The sequence below is a fragment of the Planococcus sp. TJ-201 genome, assembly GCF_058268495.1.
Genome location: NZ_JBZDOG010000001.1, coordinates 1,026,867 through 1,043,788, shown reverse-complemented (window position 1 = coordinate 1,043,788; position 16,922 = coordinate 1,026,867). Strand labels below are relative to the sequence as shown.

Sequence of the window (16,922 nt, the reverse complement as noted above, 5' to 3'; positions counted from 1 at the left end):
GAATATGAAGTTTTTCTTGATTGCCGGAGCGGTTAACGCTCTTCTGTCTGTCGCATTTGGCGCGTTTGGTGCCCATTTGCTGGAAGGGCGCGTTGCGGACAAGTATTTGGAAACATGGCAAACTGCTGTGCAATATCAAATGTTTCATGCGGTTGGCTTAATGGTCATTGCCATCCTAATGAGCTCTTCTCTTCTTGGTTCTCTTAGCTCATTGAACTGGGCAGGCTACTTAATGCTTGCTGGAATTGTCATTTTTTCAGGAAGCCTCTATGTCTTAAGCTTAACTGGAATCAGCATTCTCGGTGCCATCACGCCAATCGGCGGCGTTGCTTTTATCGCCGCTTGGGTAATGGTTATCATTGCTGCAGTAAAAGCATTGTAATAGTGGAAGAGGGCAATTCGCTTGTGCGGATTGCCCTCTTTTTGGGTTGTGGAAAGTAAACTGGCTGATTTGGAAAGTAATTCCCTTTGTTTGGAAAGTATTTTTGCAGAAATAGAAAGTAATTTACTTGAGACAGAAAGTATATCCAAATAACTGGTAAATACCAACTGGAAATCAGCGCCAATTTTGCAGGGAGGTGCGGTTTGAGACGTTTGAGGTGCGGAAATGGGTCTGCGAGGTGCGCTTTCATTCGTTTGGGGTGCGGAAATCATCTCACGAGGTGCGGTCTCATACAAATCAAACAAAAAAGCCGCCCAAAAAGGCGGCTTTCAGCATGCATTGATTAAACGTCTAAAAATTTAACGGTTCTTTCGGCATCTAGTCTTGTACCGACATAGAATGAACCGAATTCGGCGTAGCGCGCGCTGACTTCGTCAAAGCGCATTTCATAGATTAGTTTTTTGAACTGGAGAACGTCGTCTGCGAACAAGGTCACGCCCCATTCGTAGTCGTCAAAGCCGACAGATCCAGAAATAATCTGTTTAACTTTGCCAGCATAGCTGCGGCCAATTTTGCCGTGGGACAGCATCAATTCTTTACGCGTGTCCATCGGCAGCATGTACCAGTTGTCATCGCCGTCGCGGCGTTTGTCCATCGGGTAGAAGCAGATGTACTGCGAACGCTGAAGCTCTGGATACAGGCGCGCACGAATATGCGGGTTTTGGTAAGGATCTTCATCGGATTTTCCAGCCAAATAGTTGGACAGCTCAACAACGGAAACGTATGAATACGTTGGAACTGTATAAGCGATCAATGTCAGTTTGTTGTATTCCGTTTCAAGCTCATTTAATTCATCCATTGTTTCGCGCAACATCATCAGCATCAAGTCGGCTTTTTGGCCAACAATTGAATACAAAGCGTGTGCGCCGGTTTTATTTTCATCGGCTTGGTTTACTTTTTCCATAAATGCCTGGAATTCGTCGATCGCGAATTGGCGTTCTTCGTCCTCAAGCATTTTCCATGATACCCAGTCCATTGACCGGAAATCGTGCAGGACGTACCAGCCGTCTAATGTAATCGCTGCTTCATTCATTGCTCAAACACTCCTTTTAATGTAAATCTCTCACCAACCAGTTTATCACAACGTCTCTTTGACTGCCTTGTTAACTAATGGCTGTCACCAATTTGACATGACGCACTCGGGTTTTCAGCGGGTCCCGAAAAGGGTAAACTGAAGACAAGGAATTGCAGGAAGAGGAGACATGGCCATGCCGTTATTTTTTGAAGAAACATCCTGGCGCTTCTGGGATCAGTCCTTGAGCGCCAAAAACCGTTCTGCGCTGGAGTCGTTTGCAGCGGACGATACACTTTGTGAATTGGTGGGATCGGGAAAAAGCGCCCCTACCGTCCGTACGTGGGTGCATGATGATACCGTGGTCCTTGGAATTCAAGATCACCGGCTGCCGCATATTGAGGAAGGCATGGATACACTGAAAGCGCATGGTTTTACACCGATTGTCCGGAACTCAGGCGGACTGGCGGTGGTGCTGGACGCCGGCGTCTTGAACATTTCGCTCGTGCTGTCGGAAAAGGACAACGCGATCGACATATCAGCTGGCTATGAACTAATGCTCGATTTGGTTCAGGAACTGTTTCCAGAAGCTGATATTGAGGCTTATGAAATTACCGGCTCGTATTGCCCGGGATCCTATGACCTGAGCATTGGTGGCCGTAAATTCGCGGGTATCTCACAGCGGAGAATCCGCCGCGGCATTGCGGTGCAAGTGTATTTGTGCATCGAAGGCAGCGGCTCAGAGCGCGCAAAAGTTATCCGCGAATTCTATGAGACTGGATTGCAAGGCGAAGAAACAAAGTTTGCCTACCCGGAAATAAAACCCGAAACAATGGCTTCGCTCAGTGAGCTGCTGGGCAGACAGATTACAGTTCAGGAAGTGGTGCTGGATCTCCATGCTTTGATGGGAGCGCCGGGACCGATGCCGCTGCAGCCAAGTGAGACGGAATTGTATGGATTTTATTTGGAGCGGGTCGTCGAACGGAACCGCAAAATGCTGGAACGCCCTCTTGAATAGAAGAGAGGCGCTAGTGTAGAATAGCTGGTACATGAAAAATCTGGAGGTGCGCGAGTGAGCTACGCAACGCAAAAGTTAGCTGAGGAAAAAGTTTTCAAAGATCCGGTTCACCGGTATATCCATGTGCGCGACCAAGTGATTTGGGATCTGATCAACTCGCGGGAAGTTCAGCGTTTGCGCCGAATCAAGCAATTGGGCACCTCGTATTTAGTTTTCCACGGCGCGGAACACAGCCGTTTTAACCACTCGCTTGGCGTTTATGAAATCGTCCGAAGAATTTCGGATGATATTTTTCATGGCCGTCCGGAATGGGATGAAAGCGAACGCCTCGTTGTTTTGTGCGCTGCGCTCCTCCACGATCTGGGCCACGGACCGTTTTCGCATTCATTTGAAAAAGTTTTTGCTGTTGACCACGAGGAGTTTACGCGGGAAATTTTGTTGGGAGATACCGAAGTCAATGAAATCCTGTTGAAGGTATCGAAAGACTTTCCAAAGAAAGTGGCGGAAGTTATTGCCAAAACCTATTCAAATAAACAAGTCGTGTCGCTGATTTCCAGCCAGATCGATGCAGATCGCATGGATTATCTTCAGCGTGATGCTTATTATACTGGTGTTTCTTACGGCCATTTTGACATGGAACGGATTCTTCGGGTTATGCGTCCGCTGGATGATCAGGTAGTTATTAAGTCGAGCGGCATGCACGCCGTCGAAGATTACATCATGAGCCGCTACCAAATGTACTGGCAAGTGTATTTCCACCCGGTTGCCCGCAGCGCAGAAGTGATTTTGCGGAAAATTCTGCAGCGTGCAAAAGAATTGAGCGAGAGCGGCTATAAATTTTCTCAGCCGCCGACCCACTTTCTGGCGTTTTTTGACCGCAGCTTTACGTTAAAAGAATATTTGGCGCTGGATGAAGGCGTATTGATGACGTATTTCCAATTGTGGATGAACGAACGCGATCCGATTTTGTCAGATCTTTGTGACCGTTTCGTTAACCGCAGATTGTTTCAATATGTCGATTTTGATCCCGGCAAGGACTATAAAAAATTAGGTGAACTTGCTAAACTGTTCCATTCTGCCGGCATCGATCCGGAGTATTATTTGATTGATGACTCGACATCCGATCTGCCCTACGATTTTTACCGTCCGGGCGAGGAAGAAGAGCGGCTGCCGATCCATTTGCTGATGCCAAACGGCGACATCAAGGAATTGTCCCGTTTGTCCCAGATTGTCGACGCCATTTCCGGCAAACGCAGAACTGATTATAAATTGTACTTTCCAGCGGAACTGTTGATCGATGGCAAGAAAAAAGCCATCAAGCAGCAGATTTTGGAAATGCTTCGAGAAGGAGGGCTCTAGTTGCTCCAGGAACACGCAAAAATTGTGGACTTTATTGCCACAGCGGAAGGTGTCACCGGCCGCAAGAAATTGCAGAAAATGATTTACATCATGAAAAAAATGGACATGCCGTTTCAGGAAAAGTACGAGTTCCATATTTACGGGCCGTATTCAGAAGAACTGACTGCTCGTGTACATGAATTATGCGATATGGGGTTCTTGTCCGAGGCATTAGAAGACAAAGGCTCTTACGTTCAATATAGATATAGCGTCACGGAAGAAGGCCAGGAGTTCCGTAAAGTATTGGGGAAATCGGTTTTGAATAACCCGCTGACGGCAGAAAAACTGAATGCCAAAAGCGGTCGTTTTTTGGAATTGACCGCAACGCTACTGTATTTTGATAATTTAAATCGTCAGGAACAAATCGATAAACTGCATGTTGTCAAAGGAAAGCTGAACTTTACGGCTGAGGAAATCGATGAAGCTTTTGCTTTTATAGAGGAGCTTCGTTCGTAAATAGAGGGGAAACGAAAAAACTCCCGCTACGGGAGTTTTGAATGCTTTCTTACTGATCTGAAAACAATTTGCCTTTTGTGCCGTAATCGGTTTTCTTCATGTCTTCGATAAAGACGGTGACGTTTTCGATAGGTGCGCCCGTTGTTTCAGAAACAGCTTCGGATACCTTCTCGACAAGTGCGCGTTTTTGATCTTCTGTGCGGCCTTCGAGCATTTTTACAGTTACGTATGGCATAATGGGTACAGCTCCTTTTCTTGAGAATACTATCATCATAGCAGAACGGAGGAATCAGACAATGGCGAACGAAGAAAAACCAAAACAAAAAGTAGGCTTTACCATTATAAAAAACGATCCGACAGCCGGCCATAAAGGCTATGGCATCGGTTCTTTATCCTTGGAAAACGTCTCACCGCTGTTTATTGACGTGCAGGAGCAGGAAGCGTTTATTGACATCGGCGCGATGCACGCCCGCAGTGAAGTAGAGCGCGGCATTAAGTTTACAACAAACCGTGAAGATTCTGCCGGCGGCAAAGATTACTGGCTTGTGTGGATCACCATCGACTTCAATCCGGAAGGCCCGTACTACGCAGGCGTTGCATCGTGTGAAATGGTCGTCAACCGGGAAAAGCGGCGCGGCTATAAAATTCTAGCCGATCACGTCAACCGTATGGACAAATCGATGAAGCGCAAAATTCTTGTTGACCACATGGATGAACCGTCAAAACGGGTGCTGGCCGAATACTTGGAAACCCATAATCCGGAAATGTGGCAACGCAGTGCCGAACAGCTTCACCATGACCTTGGCCGCAAGTAAACAACTTTTCTAGAGTCAATAAAGTACGTACATGAAAAAACGAAATATCTACTAAAAATGCAGTTTTTTGAACAGAATGTGACATTTCAATTTGCTTCCATTGGATGGTTGAAGTTGTCTATAAAAGGCAGTACACTAGAGCTACAGCTTTTCAATAGAAAGCTAGGACACCTGATAGCGAGCAAGTGCCGTGAGCCATTGCGATAAAACCCAAGCCCAATGCCTCATGTCTCTTTCTCCGCACCATCAGGCTTTAAAAAGGTTTTCTGTGAAGGGAAAAAATTCCCTGTACAGAAAACCTTTTTATTTGGAGTGTAGCGGCACTGTAGGCGGGTAAAGAAGAAGAGGAAAAAAATATTGCACTTTTATGGAAAACACTTATACTTTTTTAAGTGGATTCGATTCAGATTGAAAAGGAGTTTGATTATAGATGGCAGGATTTTGGTATACAGAAAAGCAAACAGAGAATTTCGGAATTACAATGAAAATAAACAAAACGCTTCATACAGAACAAACGGATTTTCAATATTTGGAAATGGCGGAAACGGCTGAATGGGGCAACATGCTGTTTTTGGACGGCATGGTCATGACTTCTGAAAAAGACGAGTTCGTCTATCATGAAATGGTGGCGCACGTACCATTGTTCACGCACCCGAACCCAGAGAATGTTTTGGTCGTTGGCGGCGGAGACGGCGGCGTCATCCGTGAAATTCTGAAACACCCATCTGTCAAAAAAGCGACGCTTGTCGACATTGACGGCAAAGTAATCGAGTACTCGAAAAAATTCTTGCCAAGCATCGCATCAGGCTTGGAAGATTCACGCGTAGAAGTAATCGTTGGAGACGGCTTTATGCACATTGCGGAATCTGACAACGAATTTGACGTCATCATGGTGGATTCAACTGAACCGGTCGGACCGGCAGTCAATTTGTTCTCAAAAGGCTTCTACGCAGGCATTTCGAAAGCCTTGAAAGAAGATGGCATTTTTGTGGCGCAATCAGACAACCCATGGTTCACTCCGGACTTGATCAAACAAGTCCAAAGCGATGTCCGTGAGATTTTCCCGATCACGAAGCTATACCTCGCGAACATCCCGACTTACCCGAGCGGTTTGTGGTCGTTCACGATCGGTTCGAAAAAATACAACCCACTGGAAGTGCCGGCTGAGCGTTTCCATGAAATCGATACGAAGTACTATACACCTGAGCTGCATAACGCTGCTTTCGTCTTGCCGAAATTCGTGAAAGATTTAACAGGCGAATAAGCGATGAGATTTGACGAGACATACTCAGGAAAAGTATTCATCAAAAGCCATCCGAATTACGAAGAATCAAAAGCCGTTCTTTACGGCATGCCGATGGATTGGACAGTCAGCTACCGTCCCGGATCCCGTTTTGGCCCGAACAAAATCCGTGAAGTGTCGATCGGATTGGAAGAATACAGCCCGTATCTTGACCGCGAGCTGGGCGACGTTAAGTTTTTTGATGCAGGCGATATTCCGTTGCCGTTCGGCAATCCGGAAAAAAGCCTGATAGAAATCGAAACTTACGTCCACACGCTTTTGGCAGACAATAAAATCCCAATGGGCATGGGCGGTGAGCATTTGGTGTCATTGCCGGTCATGAAAGCAGTCGCCAGCAAATACGACGATTTGGCCATCATCCATTTTGATGCACATACGGACCTTCGTGAAAACTACGAAGGCGAGGAATATTCCCATTCGACGCCGATCCGCAAAATTGCGGACCACATCGGACCGAAAAATGTCTATTCATTCGGCATCCGCTCAGGCATGAAAGAAGAATTTGAGTGGGCAAAAGAGCAAGGCATGCACATTTCAAAGTTTGAAGTGCTTGAGCCGTTGAAAGAAATACTGCCAACATTGGAAGGCCGCAATGTCTACGTAACCATTGATATGGACGTGTTGGACCCGGCGCATGCACCAGGCACGGGCACAGTCGACGCAGGCGGCATCACATCCCGCGAACTGCTCGCTTCGATTCACGCAATCGCAGCTTCAGGCGTCAACGTGGTCGGCTTCGACCTTGTCGAGCTTGCACCCGTCTACGACCATTCCGACCAAACCGCCAACACAGCCAGCAAGCTGATGCGCGAAATGATTTTGGGTTGGATAAAATAGGAGAAAGATGAAGAATCTATATTGGAAAGGACTCCCGCAAGAAGCCAGGAAACTTTCTGTCTTGCCAGCAAGTCGTGACGTCAACGGCTAAGGTTTTGATCTGAACTACTTCTGGCTTGGCGGCTATCTAAATTTCTCAATGTAGTTATGCAGCTCCATAGGGGTCTCCACTGGTTTGCTTCATATCATACTGATTAGTTTACCGCTATGTTAGCTGCAATTCTTTTAGAAGAAATAGTGGAGGGCGGCGACTCCTGGGGGATCAGTACGAGCTGAAGACCCTGGACTGAGCATAGCGAAGGAAGCGGCTGAGGCCGTACCCCCCGGAAAGCGTCCGCCTGGAGCGATTTCTTCATACCTTCTCTTCTTAAATGGCTTAAAACATGAAAATTCTTAATTATATCGAATAGTTTATCCGTTAAAACCGGTCTGAAAATCTTCAGATCGGTTTTTGCATTTCATAGAGATTGCTCTGAATAGATTCTTCCGATTAAAAGCAGTAAGATGGAATGGACGAACTAGTGGAAGAGGTGTTGACAATAGAATTGTATAAATGGACTGGCCACCGCGATCAGGCTGTAATGCTGATGGCAAACTTGGCAAATGCACGATTGATTTACCTGGTAAATGACGATGAAGCTGTGCTGCTTTATGAAGCGGAAGGCGGCCCCGGCATTCAGGGAGCGGAAGCCTATGAAGTGCTGAATGCTGTAGGCGATATCAATGACGGCTACTATGCCGTGTTCAACAACATTCCGGTAACAGAAGAAGGCCGTGAATTGTTTGAATCGCGCTTCCAAAACCGTGCAGGAATGGTTGAAAAAGAACCTGGCTTTGCGGCAATCCGCGTTCTGCGTCCGAAAGACTCGGATACATACGCCATCTTGACAATCTGGAAAGATGAGCAATCGTTTAAAGATTGGCAGGAATCGCAGGCTTACGGCCATGCACACGCCAAGCGCGGCACCGCAGAAGGCATCGATAAGCGCCCGAACATTTTTCCGCGGCCTTCTTTTGTCACAACCTATACAAGATAAACGAATTCTCCTTATAAAAAGAGCAAATTTTTTAGATCACATGGATTTGGCCGCGGCCAAAACGTGTGGTCTTTTGTTTATTCTGCAGTTCCTGCGAATCCTTCATTGAAAAAAACCGGCCAGTCAAGCTATAATATAAAGGTTATCAATGGACGGGGAGGCGGAGAGCCATGCACAAGACAGTGACGATCAAACTGACAACGACAATCCGCCAGCCGGATATGGAAGAGCAAGTGATGGTGCTGGAATCTCACGGAACGTTGACGGAAAAAAACAAGCTGCGCTATCTGCAATACGCAGAACAGCAGGACGATCTTGAAATCCGGACGACGGTCAAACTTCAAGAAGATGAAGCGGTGATTATGAGAAGCGGCGGCCTGCAGATGCGGCTCCCTTTTTTATTACATAAAGAACAAACCGGCAATCTGACCAATGAACAAGGGTCATTCATGCTGACGACCAAAGCGCACGAGCTGTCGGTCAGCGATACGCGCTTTATGGTCCGTTATGATCTGGCACTCGGCTTGGATCATGTCGGCGAATACGAAATGGAAATACAGTTTATGGAGGCTAAAGGATGAACGCAGTAGAAAAAGTGCAACACGCAATCAAAACAGCATTTGCAGAAGCAATCGAAAAAGCAGAATTGACGACCGAACCGGTTGAAGTCCAACTGGAGTCCCCAAGAGACAAGACGAATGGCGACTATGCCACGAACGTTGCGATGCAATTGACGCGTCTGGCGAAAAAGCCGCCACGTGCAATAGCCGAAGCAATTGTCGAAAACCTGGATAAAGAGGCCGCGAACATCCAGACAGTTGAAATCGCTGGACCTGGATTTATCAATATTACGATTAAAAAAGATTATTTGCTGGATGTGATCACAACCGTGCTGGAGCAGAACACCGAATACGGCCGTTCAACAGCGGGCGGCGGCGAACGCGTCCAAGTGGAATTTGTCTCAGCCAACCCGACAGGCGATCTGCATTTGGGCCATGCCCGTGGATCTTCTGTCGGCGATTCGCTGTGCAATGTGCTGGACCTGGCAGGATACGAAGTGTCACGCGAATATTACATCAACGATGCCGGCAATCAAATCAACAACTTGGCATTGTCGATCGAAGCCCGTTATTTTGAAGCGCTTGGCAAAGGCGATAGCATGCCGGAAGATGGCTACCGCGGACAAGACATCAAAGATATTGCAAATGACCTAGTCAAAGAACATGGCGACAAATTCGTCAGCTTGACTCACGAAGAACGTTTTGAAACATTCCGCCAGCACGGTTTGAAAGTCGAATTGGCCAAACTGCAGCAGGACCTTGCAGATTTCCGTGTGGAATTTGACGTTTGGTACCCGGAATCGTCCCTATACAAAAACGGCAAAATTGACGATGCCTTGGCTAAACTGCGTGCAAATGGCCATGTTTTTGAAGAAGAAGGCGCAACATGGTTTCGCTCCACAACGTTTGGAGACGACAAAGACCGTGTACTGATCAAAAATGATGGCACGTACACTTACTTAATGCCCGATATCGCTTATCACGAAGATAAGTTGCAGCGCGGATTCGGCAAGCTGATCAATGTGTGGGGAGCTGATCACCATGGCTATATTCCGCGCATGAAAGCAGCGATCCAAGCACTTGGCTATGATTGCGAGACGCTGGAAGTCAGCATCATTCAAATGGTGCAATTGTACAAAGACGGCGAAAAAATGAAGATGAGCAAACGGACCGGCAAAGCGGTAACGATGCGCGAGCTGGTTGAATTGGTTGGCTTGGATGCGGTGCGTTACTTCTTCGCAATGCGTTCTGGCGATTCCCATATGGACTTCGATTTGGATTTGGCTGTTTCGCAGTCCAATGAAAATCCAGTCTACTATTCGCAATACGCCCACGCGCGCATTTCGTCCATTTTGCGCCAGGCGGAAGAACAAGGCTTGACTGCTTCGCAGGATCATTTGGCTTTATTGACATCTGAGAAAGAAATTGATGTATTGAAGAAAATTGGGGATTTCCCTCAGGTGATTGCCGATGCAGCCAAGCAGCGTGCACCTCACCGCATCACGACGTATATTCATGAACTGGCTTCTCATTTCCATAGTTTCTATAACGCCAATAAAGTATTGGACGCATCCAATGTAGAACTGACAAGTGCGCGCCTTGCTTTAATTACAGCCGTGAAAACGACCTTGGCCAATTCACTGAAAACTGTGGGTGTGGCAGCTCCAGAAAAAATGTAAGAGACAGACTGCCAATTACGTGTATAATGAAGACAACAAATCGAATATACGAACAATTCATAAAGGTGCTTATGTCTAAGAACATGAGTTAAAAGGGAAGCCGGTTCAACTCCGGCGCGGTCCCGCCACTGTATGTGAGAGGAATCTGCAAAATGCCACTGAAGCAATGCTTCGGGAAGGTGCAGAAACCAACGACCACAAGCCAGGAGACCTGCCTTTATGAAAACACACCCAAACGCCTGCGAGGAAAGGCTGGATGCGCATGTTTTTTTTATGTCGTCCTTTCCATCCTCCGCAGAATGCTGCGGGGGATTTTTTGTTTAAAGAAGTGCCTTATCTTAGCGGCTAACTTAAAAGCTAAAAACATCAAGGGGGATTTATTCATGAAGAAGATTTGGAAATTTGGTGCAACCGCAGGATTGGCTGCGGTTTTGATGGCCGGCTGCAGTGAAACGGCAACGCCTGAAGAAGAACAGGACGTGGAGACACCAGCAGAGCCGCCAACAGAAGTGGCAGAAGTTGAATACCCAGTGACTTTGACAGATGCTGTCGGGGATGAAATCGTCATCGAAGAAGAGCCGCAAGCCATCGTGTCGATGGTGCCCTCAAATACAGAAATTGCTTATGAATTAGGACTTGGCGACAAAATGGTTGGCGTTTCTGATTTTGACAACTACCCGGAAGAAGCTGCAGAAGTAGAGAAAATCGGCGGCCAGGAATTCAATGTGGAAAAAATCATCAGCCTTCAGCCGGATCTCGTGCTGGCACATGAATCGGGACTGGGTGTCGGAGATGCTGGCTTGCAGCAATTACGTGATGCCGGTGTCGAAGTATTTGTTGTCAACAACGCAGTCAGCTTTGAAGAAGTATACGATTCCATCACTGTAATCGCGCAAGCGACAGGCACGATGGAAGAGGCAGAAAGCATTGTTTCAGAAATGGAAGTGCAAGTGGCCGAAATCGAAGAAATAGCCAGTACAATTGAAGAGCCCAAAACGGTCTTTTTAGAAGTCGGCAGCCAGCCTGATATTTTTACGACAGGAAGCGGAACATTCATGGATGAAATGCTGACGCTCATCAACGCTGAAAATGTTGCCGGTGATTTGGAAGGCTGGGTCAGCATGGACCCAGAGGCTATTGTTGCTGCTAATCCCGATGTCATCGTAACAACAGAAGGCGCTTATGTAGAAGGCGCAGTTGATTTGATCAAATCAAGAAGCGGCTTTGCCGAAGTAACAGCTGTTCAAGAAGATGCGGTCTACAACCTGGATTCGGATATGCTCACCCGTTCAGGCCCACGTTTATCGGAAGGCCTGCTGGAAATGGCGCAAGCCGTTTATCCTGATGTGTTCAATGAATAAAAACGTTCTGGCATACTGCGTCTCGCTGCTGATACTAGCAGGGGCCGTGTTGCTTGGGGTAACGGTTGGAACGGTGTCGATATCACCGGTCGTGCTGTGGAATCCCTCATCGGATGAGGCAGCTGCCAATATTTTATGGAATATCCGTATGCCCCGCGTCGTCTTAGCCGGGCTTGTCGGTGCGGCATTGGCCATTGCCGGTGCTGCGTTCCAAGGGCTTTTGAAAAATCCATTGGCCGATCCTTACACCCTGGGAGTGTCTTCCGGTGCCTCCGTCGGCGCTGTGATGACGCTCTTTTTTGGTATCAGCATTCCATTTTTGGGACCCTTTACTTTGCCGGTCATGAGCATGATCGGTGCTTTGCTGACGATGTTTGCAGTGATGAGCTTTGCAAAGATGGTAGATCGTTCGATGAAAATGGAAACGGTCATATTGACCGGGATTATTTTCAGTTCGTTTCTTGGGTCCATCATTTCCTTGATGATTGCATTAACCGGGGAAGAACTGCGCCAAATCATTGGGTGGCTGTTGGGCAGCGTGTCGATGCGCGGCTGGCCCTATGTTCGGATGGCACTGCCATTCGTATTAATCGGTTCGTTCGTATTGTGGCTGAAGAGACGTGAGTTGAATGCCATGCTTTTCGGGGAAGAGCGGGCACAGCATTTGGGTGTGGATGTCAAAAAGAGCAAAATGGCCATCTTGATTGGTGGTTCGGTGTTGACCGGAGCAGCTGTTTCGGTTTCCGGCACCATCGGATTTGTTGGTTTGGTAGTTCCACATATGACCCGCTTGCTTTGGGGATCTGACCATCGGCATGTTTTGCCGCTGTCGTTCATTAATGGAGCGGCTTTGTTAATCGTTTGCGACTTGGTGTCACGGACGATTATTTCACCAACTGAATTGCCGATAGGCGTCATTACTGCATTTATCGGGGCGCCGGTATTTGCCTTCATCTTTTTCCGACAACGCAAAGGAGGAGCATGAGCATGCTTGAAATAACTGGATTGACAGGCGGGTATGACGATAAAAATATCGTTAAAGACGTGTCATTTACCGTCAATAAAGGCTCGATTCTCGGTATTTTGGGACCAAATGGCAGCGGCAAATCCACGTTGATGAAACTGATCAGCGGCGTATTGCCGGCAACGAGTGGAGAAGTTCGGATCGATGGCAAATCAATCGTAGATTTCCCTGCCAAAGAGTTGGCGAGAAAAATGGCGGTATTGCCCCAATTGCATGCACATGCCTTTGCCCATACCGTCCGGGAAACAGTGTCACTCGGCAGGTATCCGCATCAAGGCGGCTGGTTTTCTTCCTGGTCGGAAGAAGATGAGCAGGCTGTTGTGCAAGCGATGCGTTTGATGGATATCAGCCATTACGAAAAAACGCAAATTGATCGGATGTCGGGCGGTGAACAGCAGCGTGTTTTTGTGGCGCAAGCATTGGCACAGGATGCAGGCATACTGCTATTGGATGAGCCAACCAATCACCTGGACATTAACCACCAGAAAGAGTTGCTCGATACTATTAAAAAGCAGGCCATTGAAAAAGATTTGACGATTGTCTCTATTTTTCACGACATCAATCTGGCATCTATGTACTGTGACCAGTTGCTGCTGCTGGACGAGGGAAGTGTGGTCCGCATTGGTGAACCACATGAAGTGGTACGGGAGCAGGATATCGAGACCGTTTACAACACGCGAGTCAGCAATCACCCACACCCTGAACTGCCAAAACCACAGATTACCTTATTGCCGGGAGTTGAACGTGAATCAGCAAACGTTTGCATACGTGCCGAAAATTTTCAAGTTTCTGAGGAAATGGTGCTTTATCAAAGTCCCATTCCGTTAAAAACCGTGTCATCTGCTGTTGTGAATGCGGGTTCCGGATGGTTCCGCAATTTTATGAACCGGCACGTGGACGCTTTTTACAATGTTAACGATAGCGTTCAAGAAATGTCTGAGTTTATTGAACAAAGTGGTTTGAAGGCGACCGACACGGTGGGAATGATGACCGCGGTCCAGACCCAGGACGCCATCGTCAAAGAATACGAAGGTCCTTTCGGGTCCGTTGTTATTGCTGTAACCGCAGGTGTCGGCAACGGTGTGGATGTTTCAAAAGCAGTTGAACGTACGCTTCGCGTGGGCACCATCAACACTTGGATTTTAGTCAATGGTATTTTGTCGGAAGAAGCTTTTATTCAAGCGATGATCACCGCGACCGAAGCCAAAACAAAAGCGCTTCAGCAGGAGCAAGTCAAAGATCCATTGACCGGGACGATTGCAACAGGAACGTCCACCGACAGTTGTTTGGTGGCAGCTACGCAGCAGGGCGAACCTCTGCCGTACGCGGGTCCAATTACTGAGCTTGGGAAATTGGTTGGTGTAGGCGTATTCGAGTGTACGGTCGAAGCGCTCAAACTGTATCAAACGGCGAAAGCAAGCAGCCTATGATTTCGCATTTTACAGCCATCGCTCTAGGTTTAGTCATCGACCGAATTGTTGGGGATCCGCCGAATTGGCCGCATCCGGTTCGCTGGATCGGACATGCAATTCGCAAGCTAACCAGCCGCTGGAACCAAGGACCCATTGCTTTTCAAAATGGGTTCCTGTTGCTTGGAACCATAGCAATTTCGGTGTTTTTAATGGTTTACTCGATTGTTGCGTTTGCCTATGCTGTAAATGTTTTTGCAGGAATCGCCGTAGAAGCCTTGCTGATTGCTTCCGGGCTTGCCCAAAAAAGCTTGAAAGATGCTGCGTTGGATGTGTACAAGCCGCTTACAAATAAAAACATGGCATTGGCACGTGAAAAACTGTCGTGGATTGTTGGCAGAGATACAAATGGATTGGATGAAGGCGAAGTCACGCGGGGGGTCGTGGAAACGGTTTCGGAAAACACCAGTGACGGTGTAACTGCGCCATTGTTTTGGGCTTTCCTGCTTGGTGCACCGGGGTTGTGGCTGTATAAAGCGGTCAATACACTCGATTCCATGGTTGGCTATCGGAATGAAGAATTTGAGAAATTCGGCTTTGCATCTGCAAAAGCAGACGACGTGCTAAATTTTATACCGAGCCGCTTGACCGGATGTTTGATTTTGGCCATGACCCAAAACAAACGGTCACTCACCATGCGTCAGCGTTTTGTGGAGTGGCTGCGGGATGCACCCAAGCATCCGAGCCCCAATAGCGGCTGGCTGGAAGCAGCGACTGCCGTGCAATTAGGGGTAGAGCTCGGCGGATTAAATCGCTATAAGGGAGTCGAGTCGCATCGTGCGCGCATGGGGACACCGGTTTATCCGCTGGAAGCCGAACACATTACCGAGGCAATCAGACATATGCAGACGGTCACCATCGGCTTTTTTATTTTATTTGCGATAGGAGGAATTTTGTGTGGAATTGCCTAATCATGGAGCCAATCCACTGCGCCTTTACAAACAGGCCGGTATCAATCCACCTGAACAAATCTTGGATTTTAGTGAAAACGTCCATCCGTTCGGAGCTCCTGAATTTCTCGCGGAACGCTGGCCGCAGCTGCTGGAGTTGGTAGGGTCTTATCCAGATCCGGACGGCGAGCCTTTTCGAACAGCAGCAGCTGCGTTTCATCAGGTTGGAGCCAGTCAAGTCGCCGCAGCAAATGGTGCCGCTGAAGTATTTACTTGGCTCGCCAAAAGATACCGGTGCAAGAAAGTCGTACTGGTGGAACCGGCGTTTTCGGAATACCGCCAAACCTTGGAAGCGGAACATATTGAGATCGGTATGATTCAGCTGGAACCCGAAAACCATTGGCAATTGATGGTTCAAGATGTTCGAGCAACGGTCCCTGGCTGTGCGGCGCTGTACATATGCAACCCGCATAACCCTACAGGAGTTTTGCTGAATCTTGATACGCTACTAGAAATAGCGCGAATTTGTCAGGAACATGATTGTGAACTCATAATCGACGAAGCGTTTATCGATTTTGTTGGAGAAACGGCCTCCTTTATGCCATTTTTAGCGGAATTTTCAACTGTTATTGTTGTTCGTTCGATGACCAAAATGTATGCCATTCCTGGGCTGCGTCTTGGGTATGTCGTTGCCAAAGCCGAAACAATTAAGCAATTGAAAGATGGATCTGCACACTGGAACGTCAATTCCTTATCCGCTGCGATCGGCGCAGACCTTTTTAAAGAATCAGCTTACCGCAACAAGATCATCAAAGCCGCCTCGGAAGAGCGATTGATCATGCAGCAGTTTTTCGCAGCACACCATTGCCGGACAAGCAATTCTGCCGTTAATTTCCTGTCGTTTCAACTTCCGGATCCACACCAATCCGCCAAGTTTTTCACAGATTTTCTGACAAAAGGAATCGTCTTGCGCCATACCGAATCGTTTCTGGGAATGGACGGCAAATGGTTCCGTATTGGTATGAAGTCTGCAAAAAGCATGGAAAAACTTCGGGAGGCGATCACCGAATGGCTCGAGGCCAACTAGTTTTTATTAGCGGTGGTGTCCGCAGCGGCAAGAGTGCCTATGCCGAATCGATTGTATGTGCTTCTGGCAGCGGCCGGAAAGTGTATGTGGCGAGTGGCCAGGCACATGATGAAGAAATGAAAGAGCGGATCGAACGCCACCGGCAAGATCGGCAGGAAGGTGGCTGGCATACAATAGAGCAAGCTTATCGTATGGACAGTGTTTTGGGAGAGCTGCAGCCGAACGATTTGGTCCTGTGGGATTGCGTGACAACCTGGCTCGCTAATGAACTTTATGAAGGTTGGGAAAAAGGCAGCGTGTGCGCTGAACTGCCAGGCTGCATGGAAGCAAAATGGAGCAGCCTGAAAAAAACCATTCTTGATATGCTGGATACGGTCGATGTCTTGACGGTCGTCTCGAACGAAGTGCTGGACGACTTCGTGCGCGACGAACTTTACCAACGCTGGCTCGGGCGCATCCATATTTGGCTCGTGCAGCAAGCCGACCAGGCCATCGAGATGGAAAACGGTCTGGCATTCAGAAGGAAGTGAAAAA

General features: G+C 47.7%; 18 protein-coding genes and 1 riboswitch. Of the genes, 16 read left to right on the top strand and 2 right to left on the bottom strand.

Annotated features, from left to right (window positions below):
• Positions 1 to 4 precede the first annotated feature (4 nt).
• Positions 5 to 382 (top strand): DUF423 domain-containing protein, encoded by a 378-nt coding sequence (locus AC4EG4_RS05265; RefSeq protein ID WP_490977351.1) that lies wholly within the window; start codon positions 5 to 7, stop codon positions 380 to 382.
• Between the two features lie 343 nt (positions 383 to 725).
• Here the strand turns inward: AC4EG4_RS05265 and hemQ are convergent, their stop codons facing one another.
• The gene (gene hemQ, locus AC4EG4_RS05260; RefSeq protein WP_490977352.1) at positions 726 to 1,475 is read right to left on the bottom strand and encodes a hydrogen peroxide-dependent heme synthase; all 750 of its coding nucleotides are present in this window, start codon (positions 1,473 to 1,475) and stop codon (positions 726 to 728) included.
• A gap of 175 nt (positions 1,476 to 1,650) precedes the next feature.
• Between hemQ and lipL the strand changes: the two genes are divergently transcribed.
• From lipL to AC4EG4_RS05245, 3 genes are read left to right on the top strand one after another with little or no spacing between them, the layout of a single operon-like run.
• A complete protein-coding gene (gene lipL, locus AC4EG4_RS05255) occupies positions 1,651 to 2,472 on the top strand; it encodes an octanoyl-[GcvH]:protein N-octanoyltransferase (protein WP_490987117.1) in 822 nt (273 codons plus the stop codon).
• A gap of 54 nt (positions 2,473 to 2,526) precedes the next feature.
• Positions 2,527 to 3,831 (top strand): HD domain-containing protein, encoded by a 1,305-nt coding sequence (locus AC4EG4_RS05250; protein WP_490977354.1) that lies wholly within the window; start codon positions 2,527 to 2,529, stop codon positions 3,829 to 3,831.
• On the top strand, positions 3,832 to 4,326 hold the full coding sequence (locus AC4EG4_RS05245; RefSeq protein WP_490977355.1) for a YwgA family protein: 495 nt from the start codon (positions 3,832 to 3,834) through the stop codon (positions 4,324 to 4,326).
• 49 nt (positions 4,327 to 4,375) lie between these two features.
• Here AC4EG4_RS05245 and thmT read toward each other — a convergent pair whose 3' ends face one another.
• On the bottom strand, positions 4,376 to 4,561 hold the full coding sequence (thmT, locus tag AC4EG4_RS05240; protein ID WP_038704761.1) for a 2-hydroxymuconate tautomerase: 186 nt from the start codon (positions 4,559 to 4,561) through the stop codon (positions 4,376 to 4,378).
• A gap of 61 nt (positions 4,562 to 4,622) precedes the next feature.
• Here thmT and AC4EG4_RS05235 point away from each other — a divergent pair, with 61 nt between their 5' ends.
• The 12 genes from AC4EG4_RS05235 (at position 4,623) to AC4EG4_RS05180 (ending at position 16,918) form a co-directional block, all read left to right on the top strand.
• On the top strand, positions 4,623 to 5,141 hold the full coding sequence (locus AC4EG4_RS05235; protein WP_490977356.1) for a YwhD family protein: 519 nt from the start codon (positions 4,623 to 4,625) through the stop codon (positions 5,139 to 5,141).
• A gap of 430 nt (positions 5,142 to 5,571) precedes the next feature.
• Complete coding sequence (gene speE, locus AC4EG4_RS05230; protein WP_490977357.1) at positions 5,572 to 6,405, top strand: spermidine synthase; 834 nt, start codon at positions 5,572 to 5,574, stop codon at positions 6,403 to 6,405.
• A 3-nt stretch (positions 6,406 to 6,408) separates the two neighbouring features.
• Positions 6,409 to 7,281, top strand: coding sequence for an agmatinase (gene speB, locus AC4EG4_RS05225; protein ID WP_394121377.1), 873 nt, complete (start codon positions 6,409 to 6,411; stop codon positions 7,279 to 7,281).
• A gap of 539 nt (positions 7,282 to 7,820) precedes the next feature.
• Complete coding sequence (locus AC4EG4_RS05220; RefSeq protein ID WP_490987183.1) at positions 7,821 to 8,318, top strand: antibiotic biosynthesis monooxygenase family protein; 498 nt, start codon at positions 7,821 to 7,823, stop codon at positions 8,316 to 8,318.
• A gap of 170 nt (positions 8,319 to 8,488) precedes the next feature.
• Positions 8,489 to 8,899 (top strand): YwiB family protein, encoded by a 411-nt coding sequence (locus tag AC4EG4_RS05215; RefSeq protein ID WP_490987116.1) that lies wholly within the window; start codon positions 8,489 to 8,491, stop codon positions 8,897 to 8,899.
• Complete coding sequence (argS, locus tag AC4EG4_RS05210; RefSeq protein WP_490987115.1) at positions 8,896 to 10,557, top strand: arginine--tRNA ligase; 1,662 nt, start codon at positions 8,896 to 8,898, stop codon at positions 10,555 to 10,557. The genes AC4EG4_RS05215 and argS overlap by 4 nt, the downstream gene beginning before the upstream one ends.
• Before the next feature lie 46 nt (positions 10,558 to 10,603).
• Positions 10,604 to 10,790, top strand: a riboswitch (cobalamin riboswitch).
• A 150-nt stretch (positions 10,791 to 10,940) separates the two neighbouring features.
• A complete protein-coding gene (locus tag AC4EG4_RS05205; protein ID WP_490987114.1) occupies positions 10,941 to 11,918 on the top strand; it encodes an ABC transporter substrate-binding protein in 978 nt (325 codons plus the stop codon).
• On the top strand, positions 11,911 to 12,903 hold the full coding sequence (locus AC4EG4_RS05200; protein ID WP_490977362.1) for a FecCD family ABC transporter permease: 993 nt from the start codon (positions 11,911 to 11,913) through the stop codon (positions 12,901 to 12,903). The genes AC4EG4_RS05205 and AC4EG4_RS05200 overlap by 8 nt, the downstream gene beginning before the upstream one ends.
• Before the next feature lie 2 nt (positions 12,904 to 12,905).
• Positions 12,906 to 14,372 (top strand): adenosylcobinamide amidohydrolase, encoded by a 1,467-nt coding sequence (locus tag AC4EG4_RS05195; RefSeq protein WP_490977363.1) that lies wholly within the window; start codon positions 12,906 to 12,908, stop codon positions 14,370 to 14,372.
• A complete protein-coding gene (cbiB, locus tag AC4EG4_RS05190) occupies positions 14,369 to 15,322 on the top strand; it encodes an adenosylcobinamide-phosphate synthase CbiB (protein WP_490987182.1) in 954 nt (317 codons plus the stop codon). The genes AC4EG4_RS05195 and cbiB overlap by 4 nt, the downstream gene beginning before the upstream one ends.
• Positions 15,309 to 16,388: a pyridoxal phosphate-dependent aminotransferase gene (locus tag AC4EG4_RS05185; RefSeq protein WP_490987113.1), complete on the top strand. Its 1,080-nt coding sequence runs from the start codon at positions 15,309 to 15,311 to the stop codon at positions 16,386 to 16,388. Before cbiB ends, AC4EG4_RS05185 begins: the two co-directional genes overlap by 14 nt.
• On the top strand, positions 16,370 to 16,918 hold the full coding sequence (locus tag AC4EG4_RS05180; protein ID WP_490987112.1) for a bifunctional adenosylcobinamide kinase/adenosylcobinamide-phosphate guanylyltransferase: 549 nt from the start codon (positions 16,370 to 16,372) through the stop codon (positions 16,916 to 16,918). Before AC4EG4_RS05185 ends, AC4EG4_RS05180 begins: the two co-directional genes overlap by 19 nt.
• The last annotated feature ends 4 nt before the right edge of the window (positions 16,919 to 16,922 follow it).

Coding starts and splice junctions, on each gene's coding strand:
- AC4EG4_RS05265 (WP_490977351.1), top strand. CDS start 5: ATGAAGTTTTTCTTGATTGCCGGAGCGGTTAACGCTCTTCTGTCTGTC.
- hemQ (WP_490977352.1), bottom strand. CDS start 1,475: ATGAATGAAGCAGCGATTACATTAGACGGCTGGTACGTCCTGCACGAT.
- lipL (WP_490987117.1), top strand. CDS start 1,651: ATGCCGTTATTTTTTGAAGAAACATCCTGGCGCTTCTGGGATCAGTCC.
- thmT (WP_038704761.1), bottom strand. CDS start 4,561: ATGCCATACGTAACTGTAAAAATGCTCGAAGGCCGCACAGAAGATCAA.
- AC4EG4_RS05235 (WP_490977356.1), top strand. CDS start 4,623: ATGGCGAACGAAGAAAAACCAAAACAAAAAGTAGGCTTTACCATTATA.
- speE (WP_490977357.1), top strand. CDS start 5,572: ATGGCAGGATTTTGGTATACAGAAAAGCAAACAGAGAATTTCGGAATT.
- speB (WP_394121377.1), top strand. CDS start 6,409: ATGAGATTTGACGAGACATACTCAGGAAAAGTATTCATCAAAAGCCAT.
- AC4EG4_RS05215 (WP_490987116.1), top strand. CDS start 8,489: ATGCACAAGACAGTGACGATCAAACTGACAACGACAATCCGCCAGCCG.
- argS (WP_490987115.1), top strand. CDS start 8,896: ATGAACGCAGTAGAAAAAGTGCAACACGCAATCAAAACAGCATTTGCA.
- AC4EG4_RS05205 (WP_490987114.1), top strand. CDS start 10,941: ATGAAGAAGATTTGGAAATTTGGTGCAACCGCAGGATTGGCTGCGGTT.
- AC4EG4_RS05200 (WP_490977362.1), top strand. CDS start 11,911: ATGAATAAAAACGTTCTGGCATACTGCGTCTCGCTGCTGATACTAGCA.
- AC4EG4_RS05195 (WP_490977363.1), top strand. CDS start 12,906: ATGCTTGAAATAACTGGATTGACAGGCGGGTATGACGATAAAAATATC.
- cbiB (WP_490987182.1), top strand. CDS start 14,369: ATGATTTCGCATTTTACAGCCATCGCTCTAGGTTTAGTCATCGACCGA.
- AC4EG4_RS05180 (WP_490987112.1), top strand. CDS start 16,370: ATGGCTCGAGGCCAACTAGTTTTTATTAGCGGTGGTGTCCGCAGCGGC.